26 protein-coding genes, 1 other RNA gene and 1 riboswitch are annotated in these 25572 nt (G+C 64.6%); of the genes, 15 read left to right on the top strand and 12 right to left on the bottom strand.

Going from position 1 to position 25572, the window contains the following annotated elements; genetic code table 11:
- Positions 1–15: 15 nt before the first annotated feature.
- Positions 16–1851 carry an autotransporter assembly complex protein TamA gene (locus PDMSB3_RS04205; RefSeq protein WP_165184974.1) on the bottom strand — a complete coding sequence of 612 codons (1836 nt, stop codon included), beginning with the start codon at positions 1849–1851 and terminating at the stop codon, positions 16–18.
- Between the two features lie 412 nt (positions 1852–2263).
- Here PDMSB3_RS04205 and PDMSB3_RS04200 point away from each other — a divergent pair, with 412 nt between their 5' ends.
- The 4 genes from PDMSB3_RS04200 to panD all read left to right on the top strand — a co-directional run bounded on the left by PDMSB3_RS04200 (position 2264) and on the right by panD (position 4787).
- Positions 2264–2449, top strand: coding sequence for a DUF3460 family protein (locus tag PDMSB3_RS04200; protein ID WP_007175923.1), 186 nt, complete (start codon positions 2264–2266; stop codon positions 2447–2449).
- Between the two features lie 4 nt (positions 2450–2453).
- Complete coding sequence (locus PDMSB3_RS04195) at positions 2454–3329, top strand: segregation and condensation protein A (RefSeq protein ID WP_165184972.1); 876 nt, start codon at positions 2454–2456, stop codon at positions 3327–3329.
- Between the two features lie 187 nt (positions 3330–3516).
- Complete coding sequence (gene panC / locus PDMSB3_RS04190) at positions 3517–4350, top strand: pantoate--beta-alanine ligase (RefSeq protein ID WP_165184970.1); 834 nt, start codon at positions 3517–3519, stop codon at positions 4348–4350.
- A 50-nt stretch (positions 4351–4400) separates the two neighbouring features.
- On the top strand, positions 4401–4787 hold the full coding sequence (gene panD, locus PDMSB3_RS04185) for an aspartate 1-decarboxylase (protein ID WP_007175926.1): 387 nt from the start codon (positions 4401–4403) through the stop codon (positions 4785–4787).
- A 142-nt stretch (positions 4788–4929) separates the two neighbouring features.
- On the opposite strand, the gene PDMSB3_RS04180 is transcribed toward panD, so the two are convergent.
- Positions 4930–5568, bottom strand: coding sequence for a ParA family protein (locus tag PDMSB3_RS04180; RefSeq protein ID WP_007175927.1), 639 nt, complete (start codon positions 5566–5568; stop codon positions 4930–4932).
- Positions 5569–5778: 210 nt separating this feature from the next.
- Here PDMSB3_RS04180 and PDMSB3_RS04175 point away from each other — a divergent pair, with 210 nt between their 5' ends.
- Positions 5779–6198 carry a PaaI family thioesterase gene (locus tag PDMSB3_RS04175; RefSeq protein WP_165184968.1) on the top strand — a complete coding sequence of 140 codons (420 nt, stop codon included), beginning with the start codon at positions 5779–5781 and terminating at the stop codon, positions 6196–6198.
- Between the two features lie 78 nt (positions 6199–6276).
- Here PDMSB3_RS04175 and PDMSB3_RS04170 read toward each other — a convergent pair whose 3' ends face one another.
- A complete protein-coding gene (locus tag PDMSB3_RS04170) occupies positions 6277–6693 on the bottom strand; it encodes a DoxX family protein (RefSeq protein WP_165184967.1) in 417 nt (138 codons plus the stop codon).
- Positions 6694–6837: 144 nt separating this feature from the next.
- On the bottom strand, positions 6838–8298 hold the full coding sequence (locus PDMSB3_RS04165; protein ID WP_232064243.1) for a cobyric acid synthase: 1461 nt from the start codon (positions 8296–8298) through the stop codon (positions 6838–6840).
- Positions 8299–8580: 282 nt separating this feature from the next.
- Between PDMSB3_RS04165 and cobU the strand changes: the two genes are divergently transcribed.
- The 4 genes from cobU (at position 8581) to PDMSB3_RS04145 (ending at position 12131) form a co-directional block, all read left to right on the top strand.
- Positions 8581–9135: a bifunctional adenosylcobinamide kinase/adenosylcobinamide-phosphate guanylyltransferase gene (cobU, locus tag PDMSB3_RS04160; RefSeq protein ID WP_165184965.1), complete on the top strand. Its 555-nt coding sequence runs from the start codon at positions 8581–8583 to the stop codon at positions 9133–9135.
- A complete protein-coding gene (gene cbiB / locus PDMSB3_RS04155; RefSeq protein ID WP_165187352.1) occupies positions 9135–10070 on the top strand; it encodes an adenosylcobinamide-phosphate synthase CbiB in 936 nt (311 codons plus the stop codon). Before cobU ends, cbiB begins: the two co-directional genes overlap by 1 nt.
- A 61-nt stretch (positions 10071–10131) precedes the next feature.
- The gene (cobD, locus tag PDMSB3_RS04150; protein WP_165184964.1) at positions 10132–11160 is read left to right on the top strand and encodes a threonine-phosphate decarboxylase CobD; all 1029 of its coding nucleotides are present in this window, start codon (positions 10132–10134) and stop codon (positions 11158–11160) included.
- 59 nt (positions 11161–11219) lie between these two features.
- Complete coding sequence (locus PDMSB3_RS04145; protein ID WP_165184963.1) at positions 11220–12131, top strand: cobalamin-binding protein; 912 nt, start codon at positions 11220–11222, stop codon at positions 12129–12131.
- Between the two features lie 28 nt (positions 12132–12159).
- On the opposite strand, the gene cobC is transcribed toward PDMSB3_RS04145, so the two are convergent.
- From cobC to PDMSB3_RS04115, 6 genes are read right to left on the bottom strand one after another with little or no spacing between them, the layout of a single operon-like run.
- On the bottom strand, positions 12160–12750 hold the full coding sequence (gene cobC, locus PDMSB3_RS04140) for an alpha-ribazole phosphatase (RefSeq protein WP_165184962.1): 591 nt from the start codon (positions 12748–12750) through the stop codon (positions 12160–12162).
- On the bottom strand, positions 12735–13511 hold the full coding sequence (locus tag PDMSB3_RS04135; protein WP_165184961.1) for an adenosylcobinamide-GDP ribazoletransferase: 777 nt from the start codon (positions 13509–13511) through the stop codon (positions 12735–12737). Before PDMSB3_RS04135 ends, cobC begins: the two co-directional genes overlap by 16 nt.
- 33 nt (positions 13512–13544) lie before the next feature.
- On the bottom strand, positions 13545–14606 hold the full coding sequence (cobT, locus tag PDMSB3_RS04130; protein WP_165184960.1) for a nicotinate-nucleotide--dimethylbenzimidazole phosphoribosyltransferase: 1062 nt from the start codon (positions 14604–14606) through the stop codon (positions 13545–13547).
- A 35-nt stretch (positions 14607–14641) separates the two neighbouring features.
- Entirely contained in the window at positions 14642–15481 is an 840-nt protein-coding gene (locus PDMSB3_RS04125; protein WP_165187350.1) for an ABC transporter ATP-binding protein, read from the bottom strand.
- Positions 15478–16542, bottom strand: coding sequence for a FecCD family ABC transporter permease (locus PDMSB3_RS04120; RefSeq protein WP_165184959.1), 1065 nt, complete (start codon positions 16540–16542; stop codon positions 15478–15480). The genes PDMSB3_RS04125 and PDMSB3_RS04120 overlap by 4 nt, the downstream gene beginning before the upstream one ends.
- Before the next feature lie 51 nt (positions 16543–16593).
- A complete protein-coding gene (locus tag PDMSB3_RS04115; RefSeq protein ID WP_165184957.1) occupies positions 16594–18468 on the bottom strand; it encodes a TonB-dependent receptor domain-containing protein in 1875 nt (624 codons plus the stop codon).
- A 90-nt stretch (positions 18469–18558) separates the two neighbouring features.
- Positions 18559–18816, bottom strand: a riboswitch (cobalamin riboswitch).
- Between the two features lie 208 nt (positions 18817–19024).
- Here PDMSB3_RS04115 and PDMSB3_RS04110 point away from each other — a divergent pair.
- The 5 genes from PDMSB3_RS04110 (at position 19025) to PDMSB3_RS04090 (ending at position 21500) form a co-directional block, all read left to right on the top strand.
- Positions 19025–19387, top strand: coding sequence for an ATPase (locus PDMSB3_RS04110; RefSeq protein ID WP_165184955.1), 363 nt, complete (start codon positions 19025–19027; stop codon positions 19385–19387).
- Positions 19384–19698: a cell division protein ZapA gene (locus tag PDMSB3_RS04105; protein ID WP_028200473.1), complete on the top strand. Its 315-nt coding sequence runs from the start codon at positions 19384–19386 to the stop codon at positions 19696–19698. Before PDMSB3_RS04110 ends, PDMSB3_RS04105 begins: the two co-directional genes overlap by 4 nt.
- A 134-nt stretch (positions 19699–19832) precedes the next feature.
- Positions 19833–20014: non-coding RNA, 6S RNA (ssrS, locus tag PDMSB3_RS04100), on the top strand.
- 117 nt (positions 20015–20131) lie between these two features.
- A complete protein-coding gene (locus tag PDMSB3_RS04095; RefSeq protein ID WP_132375720.1) occupies positions 20132–20590 on the top strand; it encodes an EVE domain-containing protein in 459 nt (152 codons plus the stop codon).
- A gap of 175 nt (positions 20591–20765) precedes the next feature.
- Positions 20766–21500: an SIMPL domain-containing protein gene (locus PDMSB3_RS04090; protein WP_165184953.1), complete on the top strand. Its 735-nt coding sequence runs from the start codon at positions 20766–20768 to the stop codon at positions 21498–21500.
- Between the two features lie 107 nt (positions 21501–21607).
- Here the strand turns inward: PDMSB3_RS04090 and lgt are convergent, their stop codons facing one another.
- Together lgt and PDMSB3_RS04080 are read right to left on the bottom strand one after the other, a co-directional pair.
- On the bottom strand, positions 21608–22513 hold the full coding sequence (lgt, locus tag PDMSB3_RS04085) for a prolipoprotein diacylglyceryl transferase (protein ID WP_165184951.1): 906 nt from the start codon (positions 22511–22513) through the stop codon (positions 21608–21610).
- A gap of 128 nt (positions 22514–22641) precedes the next feature.
- Positions 22642–23628, bottom strand: a complete 987-nt coding sequence (locus tag PDMSB3_RS04080; RefSeq protein WP_165184948.1) for a LysR family transcriptional regulator — start codon at positions 23626–23628, stop codon at positions 22642–22644.
- Positions 23629–23801: 173 nt separating this feature from the next.
- Between PDMSB3_RS04080 and ilvD the strand changes: the two genes are divergently transcribed.
- Positions 23802–25475: a dihydroxy-acid dehydratase gene (gene ilvD / locus PDMSB3_RS04075; RefSeq protein ID WP_165184946.1), complete on the top strand. Its 1674-nt coding sequence runs from the start codon at positions 23802–23804 to the stop codon at positions 25473–25475.
- Positions 25476–25572: the final 97 nt, after the last annotated feature.

Below are 25572 nucleotides of genomic sequence, written 5' to 3'. Positions count from 1 at the left end.
GGAAGCAGGTTTCCATCAGAAGGCGATGCCCAGCGTCAGATACGGCCGCACGCTGCGGTTGCGGATCCCGTAGGCGACATCGACGTTGACCGGGCCGACCGGGCTGCGCCAGCGTGCCCCGACACCGACGCCTGGATAAAAGACTTTTTCGCCCCAGGTATCCGTGGCGGTGCCGACATCGAAAAACGCAGCAGCGCCCCAGTCGTGGTTGAACCAATGCTGGTATTCGGCCGCCGCCGTGACGAGGTACTTGGTGGGCAGCACCGAACCGTCGACGTTGTTACCGATGCTCTGATAGCCATAGCCGCGCACCGAATTCGAGCCGCCCGCGCGAAACAGCAGCGAAGCCGGAATGCCGCTCGAAGGGCCGCTCGTGAACACACCGCCCAGTTCGGCGCGAATCAGCACGAGGTCTTCCTTGCCGATCGGCAGGTACTGCTGGCCGCGCGCATAACCGCGAATGAAGGTCTGGTCGGTGAGCACCCCTTTGACCGCGAAGCCCGCCTCGACGTGAATCAGGTTGCCCTTGCGCGGGAACAGCGGGTCGTCGGTGTTGCGCCGGGTCCATGACCAGGACGGCACCAGCGCGCGGCTCGTGGTCGGCGCGGCCGCGTTCTGGTCGAGCCGGTCCTGATAGAACAGGAGCGCGTAGTTGTAGTCGATGAACTGCGAGGTCCGGGCCCGCTGCACGCCGCCACGGATACTGTAGATGCGCGTGTCGGAAACGTCGGTCGTGGTGTAGGAAGCCAGCATGCTATTGGTCCACGCGCGCCGCCCCGGCGGCATCGAGAGTTCGATTTGCCCGTACTGCTGGATCTGGTCGACGCGGCCCTCGACGGTGAACGGCCAGGCTTTGCCGAAAGTGTCGAGGTACGAATAGGAGCCCTGAACCAGCGGACCGTTGTCCGTGGAATAACCCACGCCGCCGCGAATGCTGTTGTACGGATATTCCGACACCTTCACGTGCATCGGCGTCTCGACCGGTTTGGCGGGGTCGCTATCCACGTCGATTGCGACGCTCGCGTAGTACGGCGTGTTTTGCAGTTGCCGCTGCAATTCGGCGACGCGCTGCACGTCGTAGATATCGCCCACCGAAATCGGGTTCACGTTGTCGACGATCTGTTCCGGGTAGCGCCGCGTGCCGGAGACGTCCAACTTGCCCATCGTGAAAGTCGGCCCGCTTTCGTACGTGACCGACAGTTTCGCCTCGTGTGTGCGCGGATCGACGCGTGCCTCGGAATGGTAAATCTTCGCGCCCAGATACCGGCGCGCCTGCAAGGCCTTGAGCGACGCGTTTTTTGCATCGTCCCAGCCGCCCTGCGAAAACGGGTCGCCTTCGTGCAGCGAAAACGCGAAGCGCGCGGCGTTCTCCTGCGCCGGGTCTTCGGTGAGCACCGGCCCGCGGAACGACAGCGAAATCGACGAGATCAGCGTTTGCGGCCCGGGATCGACGCTCACGGTGACGCGCTTCGTATCGTCGACGGTGCGCACGTCGGTACGCACGACCGGCGTGAAATAACCCTGCGTGGAAGCCAGATCGCGCACCTGTTGAGGCGTGGCGGTGATCAGAAACTCGAACTGGTCGTCGCTGATGTCGGGGCGTTTGGCGAAACGCGCAATATCCAGATGCGCTTCGAGCAGCTTGCGCAGCGAGCGCGGCGTGGCTTCGATATCGACCTTGTAGCTGGCGGCCGCTTTCGCGGCGTGAGCGTGGCCGGCCGCCAGCGTCAACATGACGAGACCGAATGCCAGCCACGCGCGCAGCCAGTGCCGCATGGGCGTGCGAGGCCCACGCCGGAAACCGGCCTTGCCGCGCCGCAGCCGCGGCTTGTCGATCGCACACCCCGCCAAACAGGACCTCCGGCCGTGGTTGATGAATTCCGTCGCTCAGGCGCGCCGCGGCGGCCGAAGCTCGCTATTTGACCACATCGGCATGATGCCGCGAGATCTCTAAAAAGGGGTGCGCCGCGTGCGGGCGGGCCTCGCCGCCAGATTCGCGCGCGGCGCAACACGCCAGCGAAGACCCTGACGCCCGCACCGAACCCAGGGAATACAACGGATGCACGCCGCCTGGTTGGCGACGCGCCCGCCTTTGACGCACACCGCGCCGCGCGGGTTCCGGGTATTTTCGTGCGCCGGCCACCTGGCGCTGCCGCCGTTTTTCGCCCGCGCGCCGCGCATGCGGTAAAATTGCGGAATAGCAGCGGTGTCCGGCGAATGACCGCCGGGCGGCCGCCAATTCCTATACCACGGACGTCGAGCCATGTATCAATCGGACATCACCCAGTTCCTGAACCAGCTCAAGCAACAGAAGCCCAACCTGGAAGCCGAGCAGCGCCGCGGCCGCGCGCTGCTGTGGGACAAACAGCCGATCGATCTCGAAGAACGCGCCGAGCAGAAAGCCTCGCGCGTGGAACAGACGCCTTACTCGTACTATCAAAACTTCTAAGCGCGTGAGTCACGCCGACGAGGCACACGGCGCTCCGCCGGCCCCCGCCGACGCCGCGCTGGCCGCGCCCGCCACCGATTCGACACCCGACACCGTCGACGGCATCGCTTTTGCACGCCTGTACGGCGAGCCGCTCTTCAAGATGCCGACGGATCTGTACATCCCGCCGGACGCGCTCGAGGTGTTTCTCGAAACGTTCGAAGGCCCGCTGGATCTGCTGCTGTATCTGATCCGCAAGCAGAACTTCAACGTGCTCGACATTCCGATGGCGGACGTCACGGTGCAGTACCTCGGCTACGTCGACCAGTTGCGCCAGACCAATCTCGAACTCGCGTCCGAGTATCTGCTCATGGCCGCGATGCTGATCGAAATCAAATCGCGCATGCTGCTGCCAGTCAAGAAGGCGGACAGCGGCGAGGAAGCCGAAGATCCGCGCGCGGAACTGGTGCGGCGCCTGCTCGAATACGAGCAGATGAAGCTCGCCGCGCAGCGCATCGACCAGTTGCCGCAACTCGGGCGCGACTTCCTGCGCGCCGAGGTCTACATCGAGCAAAGCATCACGCCGCGTTTTCCCGACGTGAACAGCGAAGACCTGCGCGCCGCGTGGGCCGACGTGATCAAGCGCGCCAAGCTGGTCCAGCATCACAGAATCTCGCGCGAGGAGCTTTCGGTGCGCGAGCATATGAGCTCGATCCTGCGGCAGCTGCAAAACGCGCGCTTCATCGAATTCTCCGACCTGTTCGACACGAGCAAAGGCGTGCCGGTGGTCGTGGTGAATTTCATCGCCGTGCTTGAGCTGTGCCGCGAATCGCTCGTTGAAATCACCCAGGCGGAACCGTTCGCGCCGATCTATGTGCGCCTCGCCTATTTGCCCGCCTGACACCCTCAAACGGGGCTCGATTCCGTTCGCCGGGAGAAGGTGCCTCTTTTCGGTGCGGCAGCCGTCCAAATCCACTACAATCCCGCGCTCCGAACCTGTCATTACCAGTGAGGCGGCGGCCCGCGCGATTCCTTAGGGTTTTGCGTCCACCCAGTCTCGCGCCGCGCGAGGAAATCCCTGTCCGATCATGAAAGTCATCAGCTCGATCCATGAATTGCGCGACCAGTTGCGCGGCCAGAATCGCACCGCGTTTGTGCCGACAATGGGCAATCTGCACGAGGGCCATCTGTCGCTGATGCGTCTCGCGCGTCAGCACGGCGACCCGGTGGTGGCCAGCATCTTCGTCAACCGGCTGCAGTTCGGTCCGAACGAAGACTTCGACAAATACCCGCGCACGATGGAAGCGGACATCGAGAAGCTGCAGAAGGAAAACGTCTACGTGTTGTTCGCACCGACGGAAAAAGACCTCTATCCGGAGCCGCAGGAGTACCGCGTGCATCCGCCGCACGATCTGGGCGATATCCTCGAAGGCGAATTCCGGCCGGGCTTCTTCCAGGGCGTGTGCACGGTAGTGATGAAGCTGATGTCGTGCGTGCAGCCGCGCGTTGCCGTGTTCGGCAAAAAGGATTACCAGCAGTTGATGATCGTGCGCCGCATGTGCAACCAGTTCGCGCTGCCCACCGACATCATTGCCGCCGAAACTGTGCGGGATGCCGACGGCCTCGCGCTCAGCTCGCGCAATCGCTATCTGCAGTCCGCCGAGCGCGCCGAGGCGCCGAGGCTGGCCGCCGAACTGAATCAGGTGCGCGAAGCGGTGCTTGGCGGCGAGCGCGACTTCGCGAAAATCGAACGGGCGGCGATGGCGGCGCTCGCCACACGCGGCTGGCAGCCCGACTACATCGCCGTGCGCAAGCGCTCGAATCTGCTGCCGCCGGGTCCGGAAGACGCGAATGCGGAACTGGTGGTGCTGGCCGCCGCCAAGCTCGGCGCCACCCGTCTGATCGATAACCTCGAAATCTGAAGCCGTCTTAGGCAGACGTAGACACGCAAAGAAATCACACAGGATTGGTCATGCAACGCAACATGCTGAAGTCGAAGATTCACCGCGTCGCGGTCACGCATTGCGAACTGCACTACGAAGGTTCGTGCGCGATCGACGAAGATTTGCTGGAAGCGGCGAACATCGTCGAAAACGAGCGGATCGACATCTGGAACATCAACAATGGCGAGCGTTTCTCGACCTACGCGATCAAGGGTGAACGCGGCAGCGGCATGATCTCGCTGAACGGATCGGCGGCGCGGCGCGCGCAGCTGGGCGATCTGGTGATTATCGCGGCGTTCGCAGTGGTGGACGAAGCGGAGCTGAAGGCCGGCTGGAAGCCGGACCTCGTGTTCGTGGACGACAACAACAGGATCAAGGGCAGCCGCGATCACGTGCCGACGCAGAACTGGACCTGAACGCGCAGTAGTAGTTTGCTGGCAAGTTCGCTAGCAGTTTGTCAGATGTCCGCCACGCGTGCGCCCCCAAGGAATTCCTTGGGGAATTCACCGCGCGGGGACTCGACCTGGCGGGCGGCACACAGCCGCCGGCCCTGCCGCCTCAACCCTTCCTTCCCGCCCCGCTAGTCCATTCGACGATCGGCTGCCACTGCTCCAGATCCTTCTCCACACGGCTTTTCGCCACGTCCCACAAGGTCAGCCCGTGGGCCGCCAGTTGCACGTAATTCTGGGTATCGCGCAAAAAGCCGAGTACCGGCAACTTCAGCCCCTCGACAAAGCGATGCAGTTGCTCCGCCGAGCGCGTGCGCGCATCCACGCGCATGCCGACCACGCCGATTTCAATTGCGCCTTTCCTGACCGCTTTCTCCTTGGCCAGCCGCTCGAGGAATTCCTGGGTGGCGAGAATATCGAACATGGACGGCTGGAGCGGCACGATCACCTTGTCGGCCAGATCCAGCGCGATATTCAGGCGATTGCCGTGCAGCCCGGCCGGTGTGTCGATGACAGCATGCTCCAGTCCCTTGGGCGGTTTGACCGGCGCGTCCAGATTGACTTCCCAGGTTTCGATGGCCGGCAGCGTGTCGGGCCGCAGCGACAGCCACGCATGCGCGGACTGCTGTTTGTCCAGGTCCGCCAGCGCGACCCACTCGCCGGCCGCCGCGAAATAGCCGGCCAGATTGGTGGACAGCGTGCTTTTGCCCACGCCGCCCTTCGGATTCGCCACCACGATCACCGTCATGAATTCTCCCGGAAAGAAGGCTGGCTGCCGCCAGCCGGTTTGCCGCGTATTGGGTCTGACATGCGCAAGTGTGCCCGGATCCGCATTGGTTTCAGATCCACTTGCCGATCCAGCCGTTGATAATATCGACAAATGCACGCTGGCCGAAGCCCCCAAACGGCTAATTAGCCGCTGTGCGCTGCCGATTTCTTCAACCAGGATCCGAATCTCATGAGCAAACTGCGCCCGGAATACACCGTCGAACGCCTCCACGAACGCCAGAAAGGCTCGCTGCCAGGCCTGCTGGGCGTGCATGTCGTGTCGCTGGAAGAGGGCGTGCTGATCGCGGAATTGACCGTGCGCACGGAACTGCTCGCGCCGAACGGCTTTTTGCATGCCGCCACCGTGATCGGTCTCGCCGACACCGCCTGCGGCTACGCCTGCCTCGCGCATCTGCCGGAGACCGCGCGCAATTTCACGACCATCGAGGTGAAAAGCAATTTTCTCGGCACGGCAACCGAGGGGACGATCCGTGCAGTCGCAAAGAGCGTGCATCTCGGGCGCAGCACACAGGTGTGGGATGCCACGGTCACCGATCCGAACGGCAAGACGATGGCGCTGTTCCGGTGTACGCAGATCGTGTTGTATTGACGAGGGAAAGGGACGCGGTACCATAAAAAAGGCACGCGGCCTTGCGGCGCGTGCCTTTTCATGGGAGCAGCCAACCGCTCAGGCGGCCACCGCCCGCGGCGCCTTCGCCCCGCCGAACGCCAGCGCCCCGCCGCCGAGCAGCGACTGCACCACCAGCGTCACGGCCCAGAACGCCGGATATTCCCAACCGCCGTTCGGCGACGCGAAACCCCAGCCGTTGTGGAGATGCTGCGACATCGCGCCGAGCATGAACGGCAGCAGCACCAGCGCGGCCCAGCGCACCTGCACGCCGAGCAGCAGCGCAATGCCGCCGAACAGTTCGACGAATGCCGTCACGTAGCCGAGCCAGCCCGGCAAGCCGAGCGAGACGAAGAACTGCGCCGTGCCGGGCAGCGTGAAGACGAAAATCTTTTGCAGACTGTGGGCGAGATAGAGCACGCCTAGAGCGACGCGAAGGAGTAAAGCGGCAAGCTCGGCAGAACAGTTCGGGTTCATGACAGGTCCTTGAAGAGAGAGAGACAGCACGGAAACGGCCGTCGATGCCTGCACTCTATTCGAACCGTACGAAGCGAAAAACCAGTTCTCACGCTTTGATTATTTCCCAACAGGATTTAATCTGATCTTCCCCTTTGACCCCGATCAACCCATCGCAGCAAAAAGTTTCGCCAGATCGAGATGCTCGGCAAGCGTATCCGCAAGGCGTTCCAGAGACGCCTCACGCAACGCCGGGTAGTCGATTGCCTCGGCATCGCTCAAACCCGCCCACGCGAGCAAAGCCGCACAGGCGGCCGGCGTGTCGAACAGGCCGTGCACGTAGGTGGCGAGAATCTGGCCATCGGCGGAGATCGCGCCGTCGGGGCGGGCATCCCGCGCGTCGCCCAATTGCAGCGCGGGCGTGTCCAACGCCGGCCCGCGCGTCTCGCCCATATGGATCTCGTAGCCGGCCACTTCCGGCGCGCCGGGCAACGCGAGGCGCCCGGTCACATTCTTCAGCGTCTTGTCGCGCGTGAGCACTGTCGAATAGTCGAGCCAGCCGAGTCCCGCGGACGTACCCGGCGCGCCCTCCACGCCATGCGGATCGGCCACTTCACGCCCCAGCATCTGCATGCCACCGCAAATCCCGATCACCCGGCCGCCATAGCGCAGATGCTTTTGCAGCACCGCGTCCCAGCCTTGTGCGCGCAGAAACGCCAGGTCGCCAGGCACGTTCTTCGAGCCCGGCAGAATGATCAGATCGGCCGGCGGCGGCGGTGTGCCGCTGCGCACGTAATGAAAATCGACCTGCGGATGCGCGCGCAACGCGTCGAAATCCGTGTGATTGCTGATGTGCGGCAGCACCGGCACGACTACCCGCAGCATGCGCCCCGCGCCACCGCTATGCGCCGCGCGCAATTCGGGCGGCAGCATGTCTTCGGCGTCGAGCGTCAGCCCATGCAGATAGGGGATCACGCCGAGTACCGGCTTGCAGGTCTTCGCTTCGAGCCAGTCCAGACCGGGCTGCAGCAAACCGACGTCGCCGCGAAAACGGTTGATGATGAAGCCGCGCACCCGCGCCTGCTCGCTCGCCGACAAACACGCGAGCGTGCCCGTGAGATGGGCGAACACGCCGCCTCGGTCGATATCGGCCACCAGCACTACCGGGCAATCCACCGCCTCCGCAAAACCCATGTTGGCGATATCGCGGTCGCGCAGATTGATTTCGGCGGGGCTGCCCGCGCCTTCGACAAAAATCGTGTCGTACGCCGCTTGCAGACGCGCATACGACTGCAGCACGGCTTCGAACGCGACGGGTTTGTAGTCGTGGTACGCACGCGCGTCGAGGTTCGTGCGCGCCTTGCCGTGGATGATCACCTGCGCGCCGCGGTCGCTGGTCGGCTTGAGCAGCACGGGGTTCAGATCGGTGTGCGCGGCAATGCCCGCGGCCACCGCCTGCAAAGCCTGCGCGCGGCCGATCTCGCCGCCGTCCACCGTTACCGCGCTGTTGAGCGCCATGTTCTGCGGCTTGAACGGCGCGACCCGCGCGCCGGCGCGGCGCGCGAGCCGGCACAATCCGGCGACCAGTGTGCTCTTGCCCGCGTCGGACGTGGTGCCCTGGATCATCAGCGTGCCGCGCGGCACGGGTACGGCGTTATGCGAGGTCGAAGTGGTGGTCACGGAGTCTTGGGCCAGGGCCTGGCGGTGAACAGACAAAACAGACAATGAAGCTGGCGGCAACGCAGCGCTCACGCGGGGCACCGGGCCGTGCGTTTTCATACGGACATCAACGCGTGCCGGTAACAAGCCGCGCAGCGCCGGCCCCGTGTGGTGCGCTGAGGCGCCATGCATGGAACGCGGCATTATCCCATCGCGCCGGCCCGCACTGCACGCCGGTACAATCACGCGATGACTCCCCGCGACCTCACCTTCGTTCTCGGCGGCGCCCGTTCGGGCAAGAGCGTGCACGCCGAACAGCTTGCCACAGGCAGCGCCCTGCCCGTCACCTACATCGCCACCGCGCGCGTCGCTGACGACGCCGAATTCAGCGCGCGCATCGCCCACCATCGCGAGCGGCGTCCGGCGCATTGGCAACTGTTCGAAGCAGGCGTCGATCTCGCCGGCGCGGTGACGCAAAGCGACGCGCCCGGCCACTGCATCCTGGTCGATTGCCTGACGCTGTGGCTCGCCAATCTGCTCTGTCCGCCCGAAGGCGACGCGCTGCCGATCGATCGCTATCACGCGCACGTCGCCGCGCTCGAAGCGGCGCTCGTCAACGCCCAAGGCAAGGTCATCGTGGTCAGCAACGAGATCGGTCTGGGTGTGGTGCCGCTCGGCGCGGCCACGCGTCTTTACGTCGACGAACTCGGGCGGCTCAACCAGCGCATCGCCGCGTTGAGCACCCAGGCCACGATGATGGTCGCCGGATTGCCGCTCGCGCTGAAAACCGCGAGCCACGCGTGATGCTGTCGCTCCCGCTTCTCGTGACGCTGACCACCGTGGGCGTCGCCCTCGACCGTTGGTTTGGCGAGCCGCGCACGGCTCATCCGCTGGTAGGGTTCGGCAAATGGGCGATGCGTCTCGAAACGCGCTACAACACCGGCCGCCGCTTGCGGCTCAAAGGGCTGCTCGCGTGGTCGCTGGCCGTGATGCCGCCCGTGCTGATCGCCTGGTGCCTGGTTGCCGTGCTGCCGTTTTTCGCGGCCTGCGCGGTGCATGTCGCGCTGCTGTGGTTCGCGCTCGGCGCGCGCAGTCTGCACGATCACATTGCGCCGATCGCGCAGGCATTGGCGCAGCGCGATCTCCCGCAAGCGCGCTTGCTGACCGCGCGCATCGTCTCGCGCGAAACCGCGCATGCGGACGAAGGTGCGCTGTCGCGCGCCGCCGTCGAATCGGCGCTCGAAAACGGCAACGATGCGATCTTCGGCGCGCTGTTCTGGTTTGCCATCGCGGGCGGTCCGGGTGCGCTGGGGTTTCGTCTCGCCAACACGCTCGACGCGATGTGGGGTTATCGCACGCCGCGCTATTTGCGCTACGGCTGGGCCGCCGCGCGGATCGACGACGTGCTCAACTGGATTCCCGCCCGTCTGACAGCCGCCAGCTATGCGCTCCTCGGCGACACGCGCACCGCGTGGCGCTGCTGGCGCGAACAGGCGCCGCGCTGGGACAGCCCGAACGCCGGACCGGTGATGGCAGCCGGCGCAGGCAGTCTGAACGTGCTGATCGGCGGCCCGGCGGTTTATCACGGCGCACTCGAACATCGCCCGATGCTCGGCTTCGGACGCGAGGCCAAGGCCGCCGACGTCAACGCCGCGTTGATGCTGGTCGAGCGCACGGTCGTTCTATGGCTCGCCGCGCTGATCGTGCTGGCGTTGCTGAGCGTGCCCTTTCATGTTTGATCGAATGACAGGCCGCTTGAACACAACGGGCGAAACGAGCAAAGCGAACGAGGCAAACGGAATGCCCGCTGCAACCGGTACGATCGCGCACGGCGGCAATCTGCAAGAAGCGGCCAGACGCTACGGCATTCCGCACGCGCAATGGCTCGATCTTTCGACGGGTATCAATCCGCACGGCTATCCGGTCCCGCCGGTTCCCGCCGATGCCTGGCGCCGCCTGCCCGACGACGGCGACGATTTCGCCGCCTGCGCCGCGCGCTACTACGGCGCGCCCGACGCCGCGCATGTGCTGCCCGTTGCAGGTAGCCAGGCGGCGATTCGCGCGCTGCCCGCGCTGCTGCCGCGCGCACGCGTCGGCATCGCGCCGCTCACGTACGGCGAATACGCGCCCGCATTCGAGCGCGCCGGCCATGAAACGATCGTGCTCGATGTCTCCTTCGAAACATTGCCCGACACGCTTACGCATGCAGTCGTCGTGAATCCGAACAATCCGACCGCCGTGCATCTGAGCGCCGCCAGGCTGCTGCATTGGCATGCCCAGTTGGGCGCGCGCGGCGGCACGCTGCTGGTCGATGAAGCGTTCGCCGATGCGATGCCGTCGGCATCGCTCGCGGCGAGCACGCATCGCGACGGCCTGCTCGTGTTGCGTTCGCCGGGGAAATTCTTCGGTCTCGCCGGCGTACGCGCGGGTTTCGTACTCGGTGCACCTGCGTTGCTCGAACGTTTGCGCGACACGCTCGGCGCGTGGACCGTCAGCGGCCCGGCCCGTCACGCCGTCAGAGCCGGATTCGCCGACGAGGCCTGGCAACGGCACATGCGCACCCGGCTCGACACCGAAAGCGCGCGGCTGGCCGACCTGTTGCATGCGCAAGGGTTCGACACGCGCTGCACACCGCTCTTCGCGTGGACCTGCGACGCACGCGCCGCCGCTTTGCATCGAGCCTTGGCGCGGCGCGGCGTGTGGACGCGTCTGTTCACGCCGTCAGGTAGCGTCAGATTCGGCTTGCCTGCAAGCGAGGCCGAATGGACACGCTTTGACGGGAGCCTGCGTGAGGCTGTTCGGGAGATCGATCCCACGCGAAGGGGCTGATGCAGCAAAGACCTTGCATCCCTGCCACGCTCACCCTACGTCTCCCACCTCTTCGCCCGATGAATCGACTCGCCCGCTTCACCATCGCCGCAGCGCTTTGCATCAACGCGACGCACGCGTTTGCCGCCATCTCCGTCACCGACGACACCGGCGCAACCGTCACCCTGCCCGCTCCCGCGCAACGTGTAATCAGCCTCGCGCCGCACGTCACCGAATTGCTGTATGCGGCGGGCGGCGGCGCGAAGCTGATCGGCGCAGTGTCCTATAGCGACTACCCGCCGGAGGCAAAAAAATTGCCACGCGTCGGCGACAACAAGTCGCTCGATCTCGAGCGACTTGTTGCGCTGAAGCCCGATCTGATCGTGGTGTGGCGGCATGGCAATGCGCAGCGTCAGCTCGACCGCCTGCGCGAGATGCACATTCCGCTCTTCTTCAGCGAGCCGCATCATCTCGACGACGTGGCCGCGTCGCTGACGAAGCTCGGACAATTGCTCGGCACGTCGCCGGCGGCGGATGCGGCAGCGGCCGCGTACCGCCAGGACATCGCGGCGCTGCGCAGCCGGTATGCGGGCCGGGCGCCCGTCAGCGTGTTCTATCAGGTGTGGGATCAACCGTTGATGACGCTCAACGGCGAGCATATGGTCAGCGACGTGATCGCGTTGTGCGGCGGCCGCAACGTGTTCGCAAAACTCGCACCGCTGGTGCCGACCGTCTCGACCGAAGCGGTGCTCGCGGCGAATCCGGAAGCGATCGTCACGGCGGCGCCGGGCGCGACCGAACCGGACACTACCTTGCCGCAACTCGGCGCATGGCGAGCGTGGCCGAGCCTCACCGCGGTGGCGAACCACAACCTCTTTGCGATCGACGGCGATCTGATCAACCGGCCGGCGCCGCGCATCGCGCAGGGCGCGAAACAGATGTGCGAAGACCTCGACATAGCGCGCTCACGCAGAAAGTCAGGCGCGCAATGAGGCAAGGGCGATCGGCGCCCTGCCCGTCTTACGCATTCCACCGCACCAGCGACCACTGCTGCGTTTCATCGTTCCTGCGCAACCATACGATGCCGCTCATGTCGAGCGACCAGCGCAGACAGCGTTCGAGCGGCACGTCCAGCACGATCGATGCAATGGCCCGCATCACGCCCGCGTGCGTGACCACATAGGCCGGCGACAACTCGCGCGTCAGTGCGAACGCATCGAGCCATGCACGCACCCGCGCGACGAACTGCGCCACGCTTTCGCCGCCATGCGCACGCGCATGTTCGAAATTGACCGCCCAGTCGTCGAGCAGTTCGCGATCGATCGCGTCCCAGCGTTGCGTTTCCCAATCGCCGAAGTTCATTTCCATCAGACGATCGTCGTGACTGATCACACAGCCGAAGTCGTTCGCCATCTCGGCAGCCAGCGCCGAGCAGCGCTTCAACGGGCTCGACATCAGCACGCGTGGCGCGGGCATCTGCAAAGTCGCGAGCTTCAAGGCGAGCGCCGCCGACGACACCTCGGCGTTTTCGGCAAGCGCCACGTCACTGTGGCCGTAACACACGCCCGCATCGAGCGCGACCGCGGGATGACGAATCAGGACGATATCCATATGAGCCCCACCAGGTAGATGCTCAACTCAAAAATCTGCTGTGCGAAGCCGAGGCAGTCGCCGGTATAACCGCCGATGCGCCTGACGAAATAACGGCCCATTGCCACGCGAAGTACGACCAGTACCGCAAGCGCCGAGCCCGCAAAGCGCCAGTCAGGCGCATCGAGCCAGTTCGGCCAGAGCAGCCACGGCAAACCGGATATCGCGGCGCAGACGAACGCGCCGCCGCTCAGGCGCTGCGCCACCGGTTTGGCCTTGCCTTCGGCGCGCACGTAGTCGAGCGTAGCCAGATAGCTGATCGCGCACGTTCGGCTCGCCGCGTGCGCGGCAATCATCAGACTTGCGGCGCGCATCGGCGGCATGGCGGCGAGCGTTTGCCATTTCAATGCGAGCGCCACCACGAGCGCGATGGCGCCGAAAGCGCCGATGCGCGAGTCATGCATGATTCGCAATACATCTTCGCGCGTATAGGCGCCACCGAACGCATCGACGCAATCTGCGAGACCGTCTTCATGGAATGCGCCGGTCACGAGCAGCGACGCGGCCATCGAGAGCAGCACCGCCACGCCCGCCGGAAACACGCGCAACGCGGCCAGATAGACCAGCGCGCTCAATCCGCCGATCAATACGCCGACCAGCGGAAAATAACGCGCCGCCGCATTCAGATAATGCGGTTCATAGCCGACCCAGCGCGGCACGGGCACGCGCGTGAAATAACCGAGCGCCGTGAAAAAATAGCGCAGTTCCGCGAGCGGATTCATGAGCGGGCCGGGAGCGTGTTTCCGTATGAACGATCACGCATCGCGATTCGCGACGCCGGCCGATTCGAAGCTCGCCATCTCGTTGACGAACGCCACCGCCGCGCGCAGCAAAGGCACTGCGAGCGCCGCGCCGGTGCCTTCACCGAGCCGCATATCGAGCGAGAGCAATGGCAGCGCGCCGAAATGATCGAGCATGCGGCGATGCCCCGCTTCGTTCGACGCATGCGCGAACACGCAATATTCGCGCACGCTCGGTGCGAAGGCGTCGGCGATCAACAAGGCCGAGCTCGCGATGAAACCGTCGACCAGTATCGTCATGCGTGCTTCGGCGGCCGCGAGATAGGCGCCCGCCATCATTGCGATCTCGAAGCCGCCGAAGGTGGCGAGCACGTCGAGCGGATCAGTGGACACCGGGTGATGCGCGAGCGCCGACGCCAGCACGTCGCGCTTCCTCGCGAGCCCCGCGTTATCCAGACCCGTGCCGCGGCCGACGCATTCGTCGATCGGCACGCCGCACAAGCGGCTCATCAGACAGGCAGCCGCCGAGGTATTCGCAATGCCCATCTCGCCGAAACCGATCACATTGGTGCCGAGCGCCGCGTGATGCCGCACGCGCGCCGCGCCCGCCTGCATCGCGGCAAGGGCCTGGTCGCGGCTCATGGCCGCTTCATGCGCGAAGTTGCGCGTGCCGGCCGCGACCGGAATGTCGACGAGTCCTTCCGCCGAAGGCAGCGGCGTCGCGATGCCCGCGTTGACCACTTCGAGTTCGATGCCCGCGACGCGGCTCAACGCATTGATCGCCGCGCCGCCCGCGAGAAAGTTGGCGACCATTTGCGCGGTCACGGCTTGCGGATAAGGGCTCACGCCCTCCTCGGCCACGCCGTGGTCGCCAGCGAAAACGATCATCGCCGGACGTGTCACGGCGGGATGCGTGGTGCGCTGAATCAGGCCCATCTGGCGCGCGAGCGTTTCGAGCCGGCCGAGACTGCCGGGCGGCTTGGTCTTGGTATCGATGATGTGCTGCAAGTGATCACGCAGCGTTTGATCGAGTGGTTCGACTTCGGGCAATCCGGGCAAGCGTGGCGATGAAGTCATAAGCGTGTCTGAAAGAGAATGTTGAATTGAAGCGATCAGCCTGCCGGCGTGTCTTGGCCGGCGAGCGATTCGTGACGCGCGCGCGGCGCGGGAATCAGCGCCTCGTGTTCGCCGTCGCGAATCAGGATCAAGGGGTAACCGAAGGCCCGGCTCGCGAGCGCGGGCGTCAGCACATCTTGTACCGGTCCGGCATAGGCGCCGCCTGCGCCGTCGAGCAAGAGCGCATGCGTGGCGAAGCGGCGCGCCAGGTTCAGATCGTGGCACGAAAACATCACTGTACGCCGAGGCTCGCGCGTCCAGGCGGCCAGCGCTTCGAGACAGTCGATCTGATGATGCAGATCGAGATGCGATAACGGTTCGTCGAGCAGCAGCAATGGCGCGTCCTGGCATAGCGTCGCCGCCAGCGCCACGCGCTGACGCTCGCCGCCCGAGAGCGAGAGCACATCGCGCGCGGCAAATGCGGCGAGGCCCAGCAAATCCAACGCCGCCTGCGCCGCTTCGCGATCGGCCGCGCGTTCCCAGCCCCAGCCGCTGAGATGCGGAAAGCGATTCAGCATCACGATATCGAACACGCTCGTGCTGAATGCGTCCGGCGCGCTTTGCGGCATCAACGCGCGGCGCTGCGCGAGCGCGAGCGGCGGCCAGTCGGCCACACGCACGCCGTCGAGTTCGACATGGCCCGCCGACGGTTGCAACAGACCCGCCAGCGTGGAGAGCAATGTCGTCTTGCCCGCGCCATTCGGTCCGGCCACGCACCAGATCTCGCCTTCGTAGAACGTATGCGTGAAAGCGCCGAGCAAGGTGCGCGCGCCGGCACGCAAGGTCAGACGTTGCGCGCTGAGGACGGCCTGGGCGGTATCGAAGGTCGGCATCATCGGCGCCTGCGCAATAGCATCCACAGAAACACCGGCACGCCGATGATCGACGTGATCGCGCCGACCGGCAACTGCGCCGGCGCGATCACGGTGCGCGCGACCAGGTCCGCGCCCATCACCGCGACACCGCCGCCGAGCGCGGCGGCCGGCAGCAGCATGCGCTGATCGTTGCCGAACGCGAGCCGCAGCATATGCGGCACAACCAGCCCGACGAAGCCGATGGTGCCCGCCGTCGTCACCGCCGCGGCCGCCGCCAGCGAAGCCACCAGATACACCCGCAAGCGCAACGGCATCACCGCGACGCCCAACGCCTGCGCGGCGGCGTCGCCACGCAGCAGCACGTTCAGACGCGGCGCGGCGGGCATGATCGCGACCAGCACGACAACGAGCGCGGCGAGCGCCGTCCACGGCATCGCGCCGCCGTTGAGGTCGCCCGTCAGCCAGAACAGCATGCCGCGCAGACGGTTGTCGGGCGCGAGGTTGAGCAGCAAGGTGATGAGCGCGCCCCAGCCCGCGGCGATCACCGCGCCGGTCAGCAGCAAACGCGGCGACGTGTCCTGCGGCTCGCCGCGCCACAACTCGCGGCGCGCGAGGCCGAGCACCAGCAGGATCGACACGAAGGCGCCGGCGAAGGCGCTCGCGTCGACGATCCACCAGGCGCAACCGGCGATCATCGCGACGAGCGCGAAGCTCGCCGCGCCGCCCGACACACCCAGCACGTAAGGTTCGGCGAGCGGATTGCGCAACAGCACCTGCAGCAGCGCGCCGGCCAACGCGAGCAACGCGCCGCAAGCAAAGCCGGCCAGCGCGCGCGGCAAACGCAGCGTGCGAACGATCTCGGCCGTCAGATCGGCGGAGCCCGCAGACGGCCCATGCGAGGGCAGCAGCGCCGCGAGCACGCGCAGCGGCGCGAGCGATACGCTGCCCAGCGCGAGCGACGCCATCAGCACCGCCAGCGCGATCACACCGAGCGCGAGCCAGATCGCGGCCGCGCGCTTCGCGCTCATCACGCGCAGCGCTGCAGGTATCGCACCGGAGTGGCGGCTCGCTTGTCGGCTCATGGATCGGCTCGTAGGTAGGCTCATCCGCGCGAACTCAACGACGCGGGTCCGTCACTGCTGCTGCCAACCAACCGTGAGATACGCACCGCGCCGCGGCGAGTTATACGAGTAGGCCGTTTCATAGTCCTTGTTCAACAGATTCTGGATTTGGGCGGCCACGTACCAGGCTCTCGTGATGTTGTAGCGCGCCGACAGATTCACCACGCCATAGCCGCCCAGCTTGCCGCTGCTGTCGTCGCGCGCGCCGCTCACGATCCACTCGCCGCCCACGCGCCACCCGGCGATACTGCGGTTCACCGTCAGCGAGCCGAAACGCCGCGCGCGCCGCACGAGGTCGACGTCGTTGTCGAGATCGACGGGGTTTTGCAGCGTCACCGAGGCGCGCACGTCCGTCTTGCCGACATGCCCGCTCCACGATCCCTCGAGTCCCTGCACCTTCGCATGGCCGACATTCTCGGCTAGATAAATACCGGGCGTCACCTGCTCGTAGTCGATCAGATTCGAATAGCGCGTCTGGAATGCGGTGAGACGCATCACGCCGAGCGCATTCGATGCGTACTGCAGCGCGGCTTCGATCGAATGGCTGCGCTCCGGCTGGATCGACGGATTGCCGCTGAGCGGATAGTACAGATCGTCGAAGCTCGGCGCGCGAAACGAATCCGAGTAGCTTGCGCTCACCTTCCAATGGCCGGTGATGTCGAAGCCGTAGCCGAGATAGTAACTGTTCGCTCCGCCGAAATCGGAATACTGGTCGCGCCGCACGTTGGCCTGAATCTGGCTGCGCCCAAAGCGCCCCGTATAGCCGACGAAGCCCGAATCCACATGCCGGTCGGGCGCCGCGAACGTATCCGAGTCGAGGCTCTGATCGAGATGCTCGTAGCCGACCTGCAACTTCTGCTGCGCGGCCAGCGCGAAATCGTTCTGCCATGTGTACTGGCGATTGTCGGTATCGAAGCGGCCGTTATAGACACCGTTGGTGTTCGACACGCTGCGGTCGTCGCCTTCGGAGACGATGAAGTGCGTCGTCCACCAGTCGGTGAGCTTGCCGTTGGCGAACACCGAGACCTGGCGCACTTTGCTATACAGGTTGTTCAGATCGGTCGGCACGCCGTACGCGTTGTCGTAGCTGTTGTTGCCGTTCGACTGGAAGTAGCTCGCGCCGGCATCCCATCTGTCGTTGAACTTGTGGCGCAGCGAAGCCGAGATGCTTTCGTTCAGATAGCCGTTCGCATTCGGATTGGCGGCGGGCGCCTCACGCGGATTGAGCGACGAGAAGCCGTCGTCCTTCGACCTCGCGAGCGAAATGCTGAAGGTCGTATTGCCGTCTTTATCCAATGCGCCGTTCACGCCCGCCTGCTGCGTCTGCGTGTGATAGCTGCCGTAGCCCAGCGAAAAATTGAAACGCGGCGGATGGTCGCCGCCTTCTTTCGTGAACACCTGGACCACGCCGCCGATCGCACCGGACCCGTACAACGCCGACACGTTGCCGTTCACCACCTCGACGTGATCGATCTGGTCGAGCGGAATCTGTGCGAGTTGCGCCGAACCCAGGCCCACTGAATCGACGCGCACGCCGTCGATCAGCAGCAGCGATTGCGTCGACGACGCGCCGCGCAGGAAGAGGCTCGTCGTCGAACCGGGGCCACCTGTACGCGAGATTTGCGCGCCGGGCGCGAGTTGCAGGAGGCCCGGCAAATCGGTCGCGGTGGTGTCGGCGATATCCTGCTGGTCGAACAATGCGGTCTGCGGGATCGTGTCGGCCAGCGCTTGCGGCCCGCGCTCCGCCGTAACGACCACCGGGGACAACACCGTGGCCGATGAATCCGCAGCAGATGAAGAAGAGGACGAAGAAGCAGCTTGCGCATGCACAACGATCGGCAGGCTCGCGAAGGCAAGCAACACCGCACGAGCGATGGGAGACAGCATGGGACGAGGATCCTGTGGGTAGCGTGCGCGGCCCGCTTCCCCGCAGGCCGATGCGTAACGAGGCGCCAGCGTATTTAACATTTTCGCGCGTGACGTGCCTCTCCCTCTGGCCGGTATCCGGGCTGGCGACATCTCGATCCCGCCTTCCCACGCGTGACGCGCAGTGGCACACTCGCGAGTTGAACTTCCAACGCGCGATCAGGATCGACTTGCATGACGAATGCGGTCGCTTACCGTTGCGGGGGCAGCGCAGGTTGGCGCGTTCTGGCGAATGGCGCGCCCTGCTTCCCGTTTAACTGCGTGCGCCGTCGAAAAGCGCATGCGGGCACCAAGAGTGCGGCCAGTGTAGGAGCGGCCTCGGGGTCCGTCAAGAACGAGGGCACGCGGGCGCGCTGTTCTGACAAGTGCAGGTTATTGTCCGACGCACGAGTACTTTTTCATCGTATGGTCGATAAAAAGCCTGCACAAAGCGATGTTGTTACGTCTCGAAACGAGACAATTGTCGGAACCTGCGACATTCCGCGCTAAAATGCGATGTCTTTAGAGGACGCAGCACATGCTCACCGAACTCGAAACACTTTCACAGAATATCGGCAAGCTGATCGCGATCAGCCAGCGCCACAATGAAGCGCGAGTCGCGCTCGAAGAGCAGCTCGCCCAATCGCGTGCTGACGTCGAAGCTACACGCACGGAACTTGCAATGCTGCGCGAGGAACGCAATGCGCTGCAGGCGGAACGCGACGCGCTGTCGGCGAAGATCGACGACGCCCAGGTGCGCCTGAATGCGATCCTCGAAAAGTTGCCGCGTGCCCGCGCGCACAGCGAGCCGGACAACCAGCTCGATCTGCTCGAACCCGCTCAGCATGAAGTCGCAGCCGGTGCCGAGAGCGACGCGACCCGCCACGGAGAAAATGCATGACCACCAAGCAGATCGAAGTATCGATTCTCGGCGTGCCCTATCGCCTCGCCTGCTCGCCGGAAACGGAAGGCGCGCTGCTTGAAGCGGTTGCACGCGTCGACGCCGAAATGTCGAAGATCCGCAATAGCAGCAACGTGCGCGGTACGGATCGCATTGCTGTCATGGCCGCGCTGTCGCTGGCATCGGAACTGCTTAAGCTGCAATCGAGCGTGAGACACGGAGAAGCATTTCCTGCTGAGGAAATCCGGCGTACAATGCATCAAATGAACGAACAGTTGGGTACTGTGATTCAGCAGTACAGCATGCAGTAAATAGCAGTGTTATAGTGCGGCCGGTCCTGAGATCGGCGGCGGATTCAAACGGAGTGCGTGAGCACAAGGCGTGCAAGATTCTGCAAACGTTTGAGTTCAATCGGTAGTTTTCGTGATTTAGCTTCATCGGTTTAGCTTCCCTGCCTGGTTCGCCAAGGTCATATATTCCTTGAACCAATGCCATGTGCACGGTTGCGGAAATTTGTAGCACGGGTGTGCGCGTCACTCTGTCTGATGTACCCGAAGTGTTGCTAACTGCGACCAATTCTGAACCCCCGGTTCAGGATGCCGGCCTAGCGGCTAAGGCGGGGACCTTATTTAGAACGGCATCGGACTTCGGTTCGGTGCCGTTTTTCTTTGTGCGCTGTTTTTTGTACGCCGATTTCTTCCGCGTCTTCAAACCCTTAACGTTCAATTACGTTCAATTCGATTCATGCGCTACTGGCTAATGAAGTCCGAACCGGACGAAGCAAGCATCGACCATCTCGCCAACGCACCGCATCGCACGTTGCCGTGGACCGGCGTGCGCAACTATCAGGCGCGCAATTTCATGCGCGACATGATGCAGGTCGGCGACGGCGTGCTGTTCTATCACTCGAGCTGTCCCGAGCCCGGCATTGCGGGCATTGCGGAGGTATCGTCCACCGCGTATCCGGACCCCACGCAGTTCGACAAGAAGAGTCCCTACTACGACGCGAAGTCGTCGCAGGAAACGCCGCGCTGGGTGCTCGTCGATGTGGTGTTCAAGAAGAAGATCCCGCTGATTCCGCTCGCCGCGCTGCGCGAGCATGACGAACTCAAGGACATGCGCGTGCTCGCCAAAGGCAACCGCCTGTCGATCACGCCGGTGACCGAAGCCGAATGGCGCTTCATCACCAAACGGCTCGCCTGACGTTGCGTGGGTGATCATGCGCCGTGCGTATTCACGCGGACGCAAACATTAAAGTAACGTCAAACCCGGGAACCAAGCTCAGGTTACAACCGCCTAACGGACTCGCAAACGCCGTGCCATTGCGCGGCGCTCGCTTCAATCGTGCACAAACCCTGTTCAAGCAAGGAGTCCAACAATGACGAAAAACACCGCACGTGCACTCGCTCTCGCTTTCGTATGCGCCGCGCCCGCCGCGCTCGCCCTGACGCCGGCCATGGCCCGCGCGCAAGCCGTCGCGCAATATCAGCCGGCGGGCGTGCTGTCGCTGAACGCGCAGGCCAGCGCGGAAGTCCCGCAAGACGTCGTCGAAATCACGCTGTTCTACGAGCAGGAAGCGAGCGATCCGTCGGCGCTCACGTCAACGCTGAATCAGCGCGCCGATTCGGCGCTGCAAAAAGCCAAGGGTGTGAGCGGCGTGACGGCCCGCACGGGCTCGTTCTCGATCTATCCGTCAACGGACCGTGACGGGCGCATTTCCGCGTGGCGCGGCCGCACGGAGATCGTGCTCGAATCGCACGACTTCGCCGCGGCGTCGAAGCTGGCGGGTCAAATGGCGTCGATCATGCAGGTCGGCAACGTGCAATTCTCGCTCTCGCCTGAAGCGCAACGCGCTGCCGAGCAAAAGCTCACCGGCGAAGCGATCAGGTCGTTCCGCGAGCAGGCCGCATCGTCCGCGCAGGCGTTCGGCTACAGCGGCTATTCGATTCGCGAGGTCAACGTCGGCCACAACGGCGTGATGCCGCGTCCCATGATGATGATGATGAGCGCGCGCGCCATGGGCGCCGACGCGAAGGCTTCGGCGCCGGTGCCGATCGAAGGCGGCACGTCGACCGTGACGGTGAATGTGTCGGGTTCAGTGCAGATGAAGTGATGCGCTTTACGCTAGAAGCATTGCTTCAAGGCACTTAAAGAAAAAGCCACGGCACGCCGTGGCTTTTTTCATTTGACCGCTCGCTACGATAAACCGTAGCGATCCGCTCAACTCGCGCTGACCGCCTGCGCCGGTTCACGGCGCGCGCGGCGATAAGACCACACCAGCATGCCGATACCGACGAGGATCATCGGCAGAGACAACCATTGGCCCATGGAAAGTCCCATGGCCAGCAGGCCGAGGAAGTCGTCCGGCTCACGAGCGAATTCGACCGTGAAGCGCGCGAGGCCGTAGCCGATCAGAAACATGGCGGAAATCGCGCCCATCGGCTTGGGTTTGCGCGAGAAGAAGAACAACACGAAAAACAGCGCGACGCCTTCCAGCGCGATCTCATACAGTTCCGACGGATGGCGCGGCAGCATGTGATATTGCGCAAACACTTCGTTCAGGTGCCATTGCGCGGCCAGTTGCGGATGCGTGGCGAGCCACGCGGCGTCGTCGGGCGCGGCGCCCGGAAACAGCATGGCCCATGGCGCGGTCGGATCGGTCACGCGGCCCCACAACTCGCCGTTGATGAAGTTGCCGAGACGCCCCGCGGCGAGGCCGGTGGGCACCATCGGCGCGACGAAGTCGGTGACCTGCAGCCACGAGCGTTTGCGCTGATACGCGAACAGCACCATGGCCAGCGTCACGCCGAGAAAGCCGCCGTGAAACGACATGCCGCCTTCCCACACCTTGAAGATGTCGAGCGGATGCGCGAAATAAAAGCTCGCCTTGTAGAACAGCACGTAGCCGAGCCGGCCGCCGAGGATCGTGCCGAGCACGCCGTAAAACAGCATGTCGTCGATATCTTTGGCGGTCCAGCCTTGCGCGGCGACATACGGCAAGCGCAGCCGCAGCCGGCCGACGACGATCGCCGCGATGAACGCGACGAGGTACATCAGTCCATACCAGCGCACGGCGAGCGGCCCCAGATGAATGGCAATGGGGTCGAAATTCGGGTGAATGAGCATCGTGTTGTTATGGGCAGTTCAGGTTCAGAAGGGGGTTTTCTGGGTTTTCTAATAGTGGGCGGCGCTGCCCCCACGCTGCGGTGCATGCGTTGGACGGTCCGCGCGCCGATGCGTTCGCGAGAACGCTTCTAAACGCGCGGCGCGGCGGATTGCGGCGCCTCGACGGTCGCGGCATGCGCGCGCACGATCTCGATGAAGCCCGCCAGCACCGGGCTTACTTCGGCCGTGCGCCAGACCAGCCCAGTCTCGATGGCCGGCACCGACTCCGAAAGCGGCCGGTACACGACGCCGGTGCGGCGCAGATTACGCAACGATTGCGGCACCAGTGCGACACCCATGCCGGCCGACACGAGGCTCACGATCGTCTGCATCTGGATCGCTTCCTGGCCGATCCGGGGCGCGAGGCCCGCCACGCCGTAGCAATCCATAATGATGTCATAAAAGCCTGGCGCCAAACGTCTTGGGAAGATCACGAGCGGTGCGTCGGCCACGTCGCGCAGGCTGATCGGCGTGTCGAGCCATTCCGCGCCCGGGTCGGCACGGCTGCCGCTACCGCTCGCCACGCGCGCCGCCATCTCCGTCGACATGGCGATCACCAGCGGCTCGCGCGCGATGGGCAGCCACGACAACTGAGCGGCATGGCGCGACGGCAGCGGCGCGATCACGAGCCCTGCGTCGATGCGCCCGGCCACCAGTTCGTCCACCTGCACGTCGCTGGTGGCTTCGGTCAACTCCAGCCGCACGCGCGGATGGCGCACGCCGAAATCGCGCAGCAGGAGCGGCAGCAGCCCATAGTCCGCCGTCGAAACAAACGCCAGCGACAGCACGCCCGCCTCGCCGCGCGCGAGGCTCTGCGCGAGCGGCCGCAGCCCCTCGGCGCTCGCCAGCAGGCGCTGCACCTCAGGCAACAGATCGGCGCCCACCGGCGTCAGTTCGACCGAGCGCTTGGTGCGCGCGAACAGCGCGACGCCGAGCGTCTCCTCCAGCGCCCGGATGGCTTGCGAGAGCGGCGGCTGCGTCATCGAAAGACGCACGGCCGCACGGCCGAAGTGCTTTTCTTCGGCGACGGTGACGAAATAGCGCAACTGGCGCAGGTCGGGGATGGCTGGCAGCATGGGTAATACGTTTTACGACCTAATGAAGCACGAATAATATATTAGACGCACGCATTGCAAAACTGCGTCCTTGCGGAACGCGCGCGAACTACACTGGACGGATGCGGCCGACCACCCACGCCGGCAAGGCAGAACCCGCAGCGCGGATCAAAACAAAACAGACTGGAGTTCCCATGCCATACAACCGTCGTTCGAAGAACATCACGCAAGGTGTAGCGCGTTCGCCGAATCGCTCGATGTACTACGCGCTCGGCTACGAAAAAGCCGACTTCGACAAGCCGATGATCGGCATCGCCAACGGCCACTCGACCATCACGCCGTGCAACGCCGGCCTGCAGCGCCTCGCCGATGCCGCGGTGGCCGCGATCAAGGGCGCCGACGCGAATCCGCAGATATTCGGCACGCCGACGATCTCGGACGGCATGTCGATGGGCACCGAGGGCATGAAGTACTCGCTGGTGTCGCGCGAAGTCATCTCCGACTGCATCGAGACCTGCGTGCAAGGCCAGTGGATGGACGGCGTGGTCGTGATCGGCGGCTGCGACAAGAACATGCCGGGCGGCATGATCGGCATGCTGCGCACCAACGTGCCGAGCATCTACGTGTATGGCGGCACCATTCGTCCGGGCAACTGGAAGGGCACTGATCTGACCATCGTGTCGTCGTTCGAGGCCGTGGGCGAATTCACCGCCGGCCGGATGTCGCAGGAGGATTTCGAAGGGGTCGAACAGAACGCGTGCCCGTCTACCGGGTCGTGCGGCGGCATGTACACCGCCAACACGATGAGCTCGTCGTTCGAAGCGCTCGGCATGTCGCTGCTGTATTCGTCGACGATGGCCAATCCGGATCAGGAAAAGGTCGACTCGGCCGCCGAATCGGCACGCGTGCTGGTCGACGCGGTCAAGAAGGATCTCAAGCCGCGCGACATCGTCACCCGCAAGTCGATCGAAAACGCCGTGGCCGTGATCATGGCCACCGGCGGCTCGACCAATGCCGTGCTGCACTTTCTCGCCATCGCGCATGCGGCGGAAGTGGAATGGAGCATCGAGGACTTCGAGCGCATGCGCAAGAAGGTGCCTGTGATCTGCAACCTGAAGCCGTCGGGCCAGTTCGTGGCGACCGATCTGCACAAGGCCGGCGGCATTCCGCAAGTCATGAAGATCCTGCTCGACGCGGGTATGCTCCACGGCGATTGCATCACGATCACCGGCAGAACCCTCGCGGAAGAGTTGAAGGACGTGCCGGCCAGGCCGCGCGCCGATCAGCAGGTGATTTTCCCGGTCGAGAAGGCGCTCTACAAGGAAGGCCATCTTGCGATCCTGAAGGGCAACCTGGCCGTGGACGGCGCAGTCGCCAAGATCACCGGCCTGAAGAACCCCGTGATCACCGGCCCGGCACGCGTGTTCGACGACGAGCAAAGCGCGCTGGAGGCGATTCTGGCCGACAGGATCGTCGCGGGCGACGTAGTGGTGTTGCGCTACCTCGGCCCGAAGGGGGGCCCCGGCATGCCGGAGATGCTCGCGCCGACCTCGGCGATCATCGGCAAGGGGCTCGGCGAGAGCGTGGGTCTGATTACCGACGGGCGCTTCTCCGGTGGCACGTGGGGCATGGTGGTCGGTCACGTCGCGCCGGAAGCCTTCGTGGGCGGCACGATCGCGTTCGTGCAGGAAGGCGACTCGATCACCATCGACGCCCATAAGCTGCTGCTGCAACTGAATATCGACGACGCCGAACTGGCGCGGCGCCGTGCCGCATGGCAGCAGCCGAAGCCGCGTTACACGCGCGGCGTGCTGGCGAAGTACTCCGCATTGGCGCTGCCGGCCAATAAGGGCGCCGTGACGGGCTAGGCCACGGCCTCAGGGGCCGGGAACGCACATCGCCGGAGGCCGCGGCAACGGCCTGCGAGCACATGGAAGGCTACGTAAAAGCGATAGGGACGCGCGG

Origin of the sequence: Paraburkholderia dioscoreae, from assembly GCF_902459535.1 — a bacterium.
GTDB lineage: Bacteria > Pseudomonadota > Gammaproteobacteria > Burkholderiales > Burkholderiaceae > Paraburkholderia > Paraburkholderia dioscoreae.
This window is presented reverse-complemented; position numbering and strand designations above follow the sequence as displayed.

Excerpts from the sequence above, each read along its gene's own strand:
- PDMSB3_RS04200 (WP_007175923.1), top strand. The coding sequence starts at position 2,264 with ATGTATCAATCGGACATCACCCAGTTCCTGAACCAGCTCAAGCAACAG.
- panC (WP_165184970.1), top strand. The coding sequence starts at position 3,517 with ATGAAAGTCATCAGCTCGATCCATGAATTGCGCGACCAGTTGCGCGGC.
- panD (WP_007175926.1), top strand. The coding sequence starts at position 4,401 with ATGCAACGCAACATGCTGAAGTCGAAGATTCACCGCGTCGCGGTCACG.
- PDMSB3_RS04180 (WP_007175927.1), bottom strand. The coding sequence starts at position 5,568 with ATGACGGTGATCGTGGTGGCGAATCCGAAGGGCGGCGTGGGCAAAAGC.
- PDMSB3_RS04175 (WP_165184968.1), top strand. The coding sequence starts at position 5,779 with ATGAGCAAACTGCGCCCGGAATACACCGTCGAACGCCTCCACGAACGC.
- PDMSB3_RS04170 (WP_165184967.1), bottom strand. The coding sequence starts at position 6,693 with ATGAACCCGAACTGTTCTGCCGAGCTTGCCGCTTTACTCCTTCGCGTC.
- PDMSB3_RS04165 (WP_232064243.1), bottom strand. The coding sequence starts at position 8,298 with ATGATCCAGGGCACCACGTCCGACGCGGGCAAGAGCACACTGGTCGCC.
- cobU (WP_165184965.1), top strand. The coding sequence starts at position 8,581 with ATGACTCCCCGCGACCTCACCTTCGTTCTCGGCGGCGCCCGTTCGGGC.
- cbiB (WP_165187352.1), top strand. The coding sequence starts at position 9,135 with ATGCTGTCGCTCCCGCTTCTCGTGACGCTGACCACCGTGGGCGTCGCC.
- cobD (WP_165184964.1), top strand. The coding sequence starts at position 10,132 with ATGCCCGCTGCAACCGGTACGATCGCGCACGGCGGCAATCTGCAAGAA.
- PDMSB3_RS04145 (WP_165184963.1), top strand. The coding sequence starts at position 11,220 with ATGAATCGACTCGCCCGCTTCACCATCGCCGCAGCGCTTTGCATCAAC.
- cobC (WP_165184962.1), bottom strand. The coding sequence starts at position 12,750 with ATGGATATCGTCCTGATTCGTCATCCCGCGGTCGCGCTCGATGCGGGC.
- PDMSB3_RS04135 (WP_165184961.1), bottom strand. The coding sequence starts at position 13,511 with ATGAATCCGCTCGCGGAACTGCGCTATTTTTTCACGGCGCTCGGTTAT.
- cobT (WP_165184960.1), bottom strand. The coding sequence starts at position 14,606 with ATGACTTCATCGCCACGCTTGCCCGGATTGCCCGAAGTCGAACCACTC.
- PDMSB3_RS04125 (WP_165187350.1), bottom strand. The coding sequence starts at position 15,481 with ATGATGCCGACCTTCGATACCGCCCAGGCCGTCCTCAGCGCGCAACGT.
- PDMSB3_RS04120 (WP_165184959.1), bottom strand. The coding sequence starts at position 16,542 with ATGAGCCGACAAGCGAGCCGCCACTCCGGTGCGATACCTGCAGCGCTG.
- PDMSB3_RS04115 (WP_165184957.1), bottom strand. The coding sequence starts at position 18,468 with ATGCTGTCTCCCATCGCTCGTGCGGTGTTGCTTGCCTTCGCGAGCCTG.
- PDMSB3_RS04110 (WP_165184955.1), top strand. The coding sequence starts at position 19,025 with ATGCTCACCGAACTCGAAACACTTTCACAGAATATCGGCAAGCTGATC.
- PDMSB3_RS04105 (WP_028200473.1), top strand. The coding sequence starts at position 19,384 with ATGACCACCAAGCAGATCGAAGTATCGATTCTCGGCGTGCCCTATCGC.
- PDMSB3_RS04095 (WP_132375720.1), top strand. The coding sequence starts at position 20,132 with ATGCGCTACTGGCTAATGAAGTCCGAACCGGACGAAGCAAGCATCGAC.
- PDMSB3_RS04090 (WP_165184953.1), top strand. The coding sequence starts at position 20,766 with ATGACGAAAAACACCGCACGTGCACTCGCTCTCGCTTTCGTATGCGCC.
- lgt (WP_165184951.1), bottom strand. The coding sequence starts at position 22,513 with ATGCTCATTCACCCGAATTTCGACCCCATTGCCATTCATCTGGGGCCG.
- PDMSB3_RS04080 (WP_165184948.1), bottom strand. The coding sequence starts at position 23,628 with ATGCTGCCAGCCATCCCCGACCTGCGCCAGTTGCGCTATTTCGTCACC.
- ilvD (WP_165184946.1), top strand. The coding sequence starts at position 23,802 with ATGCCATACAACCGTCGTTCGAAGAACATCACGCAAGGTGTAGCGCGT.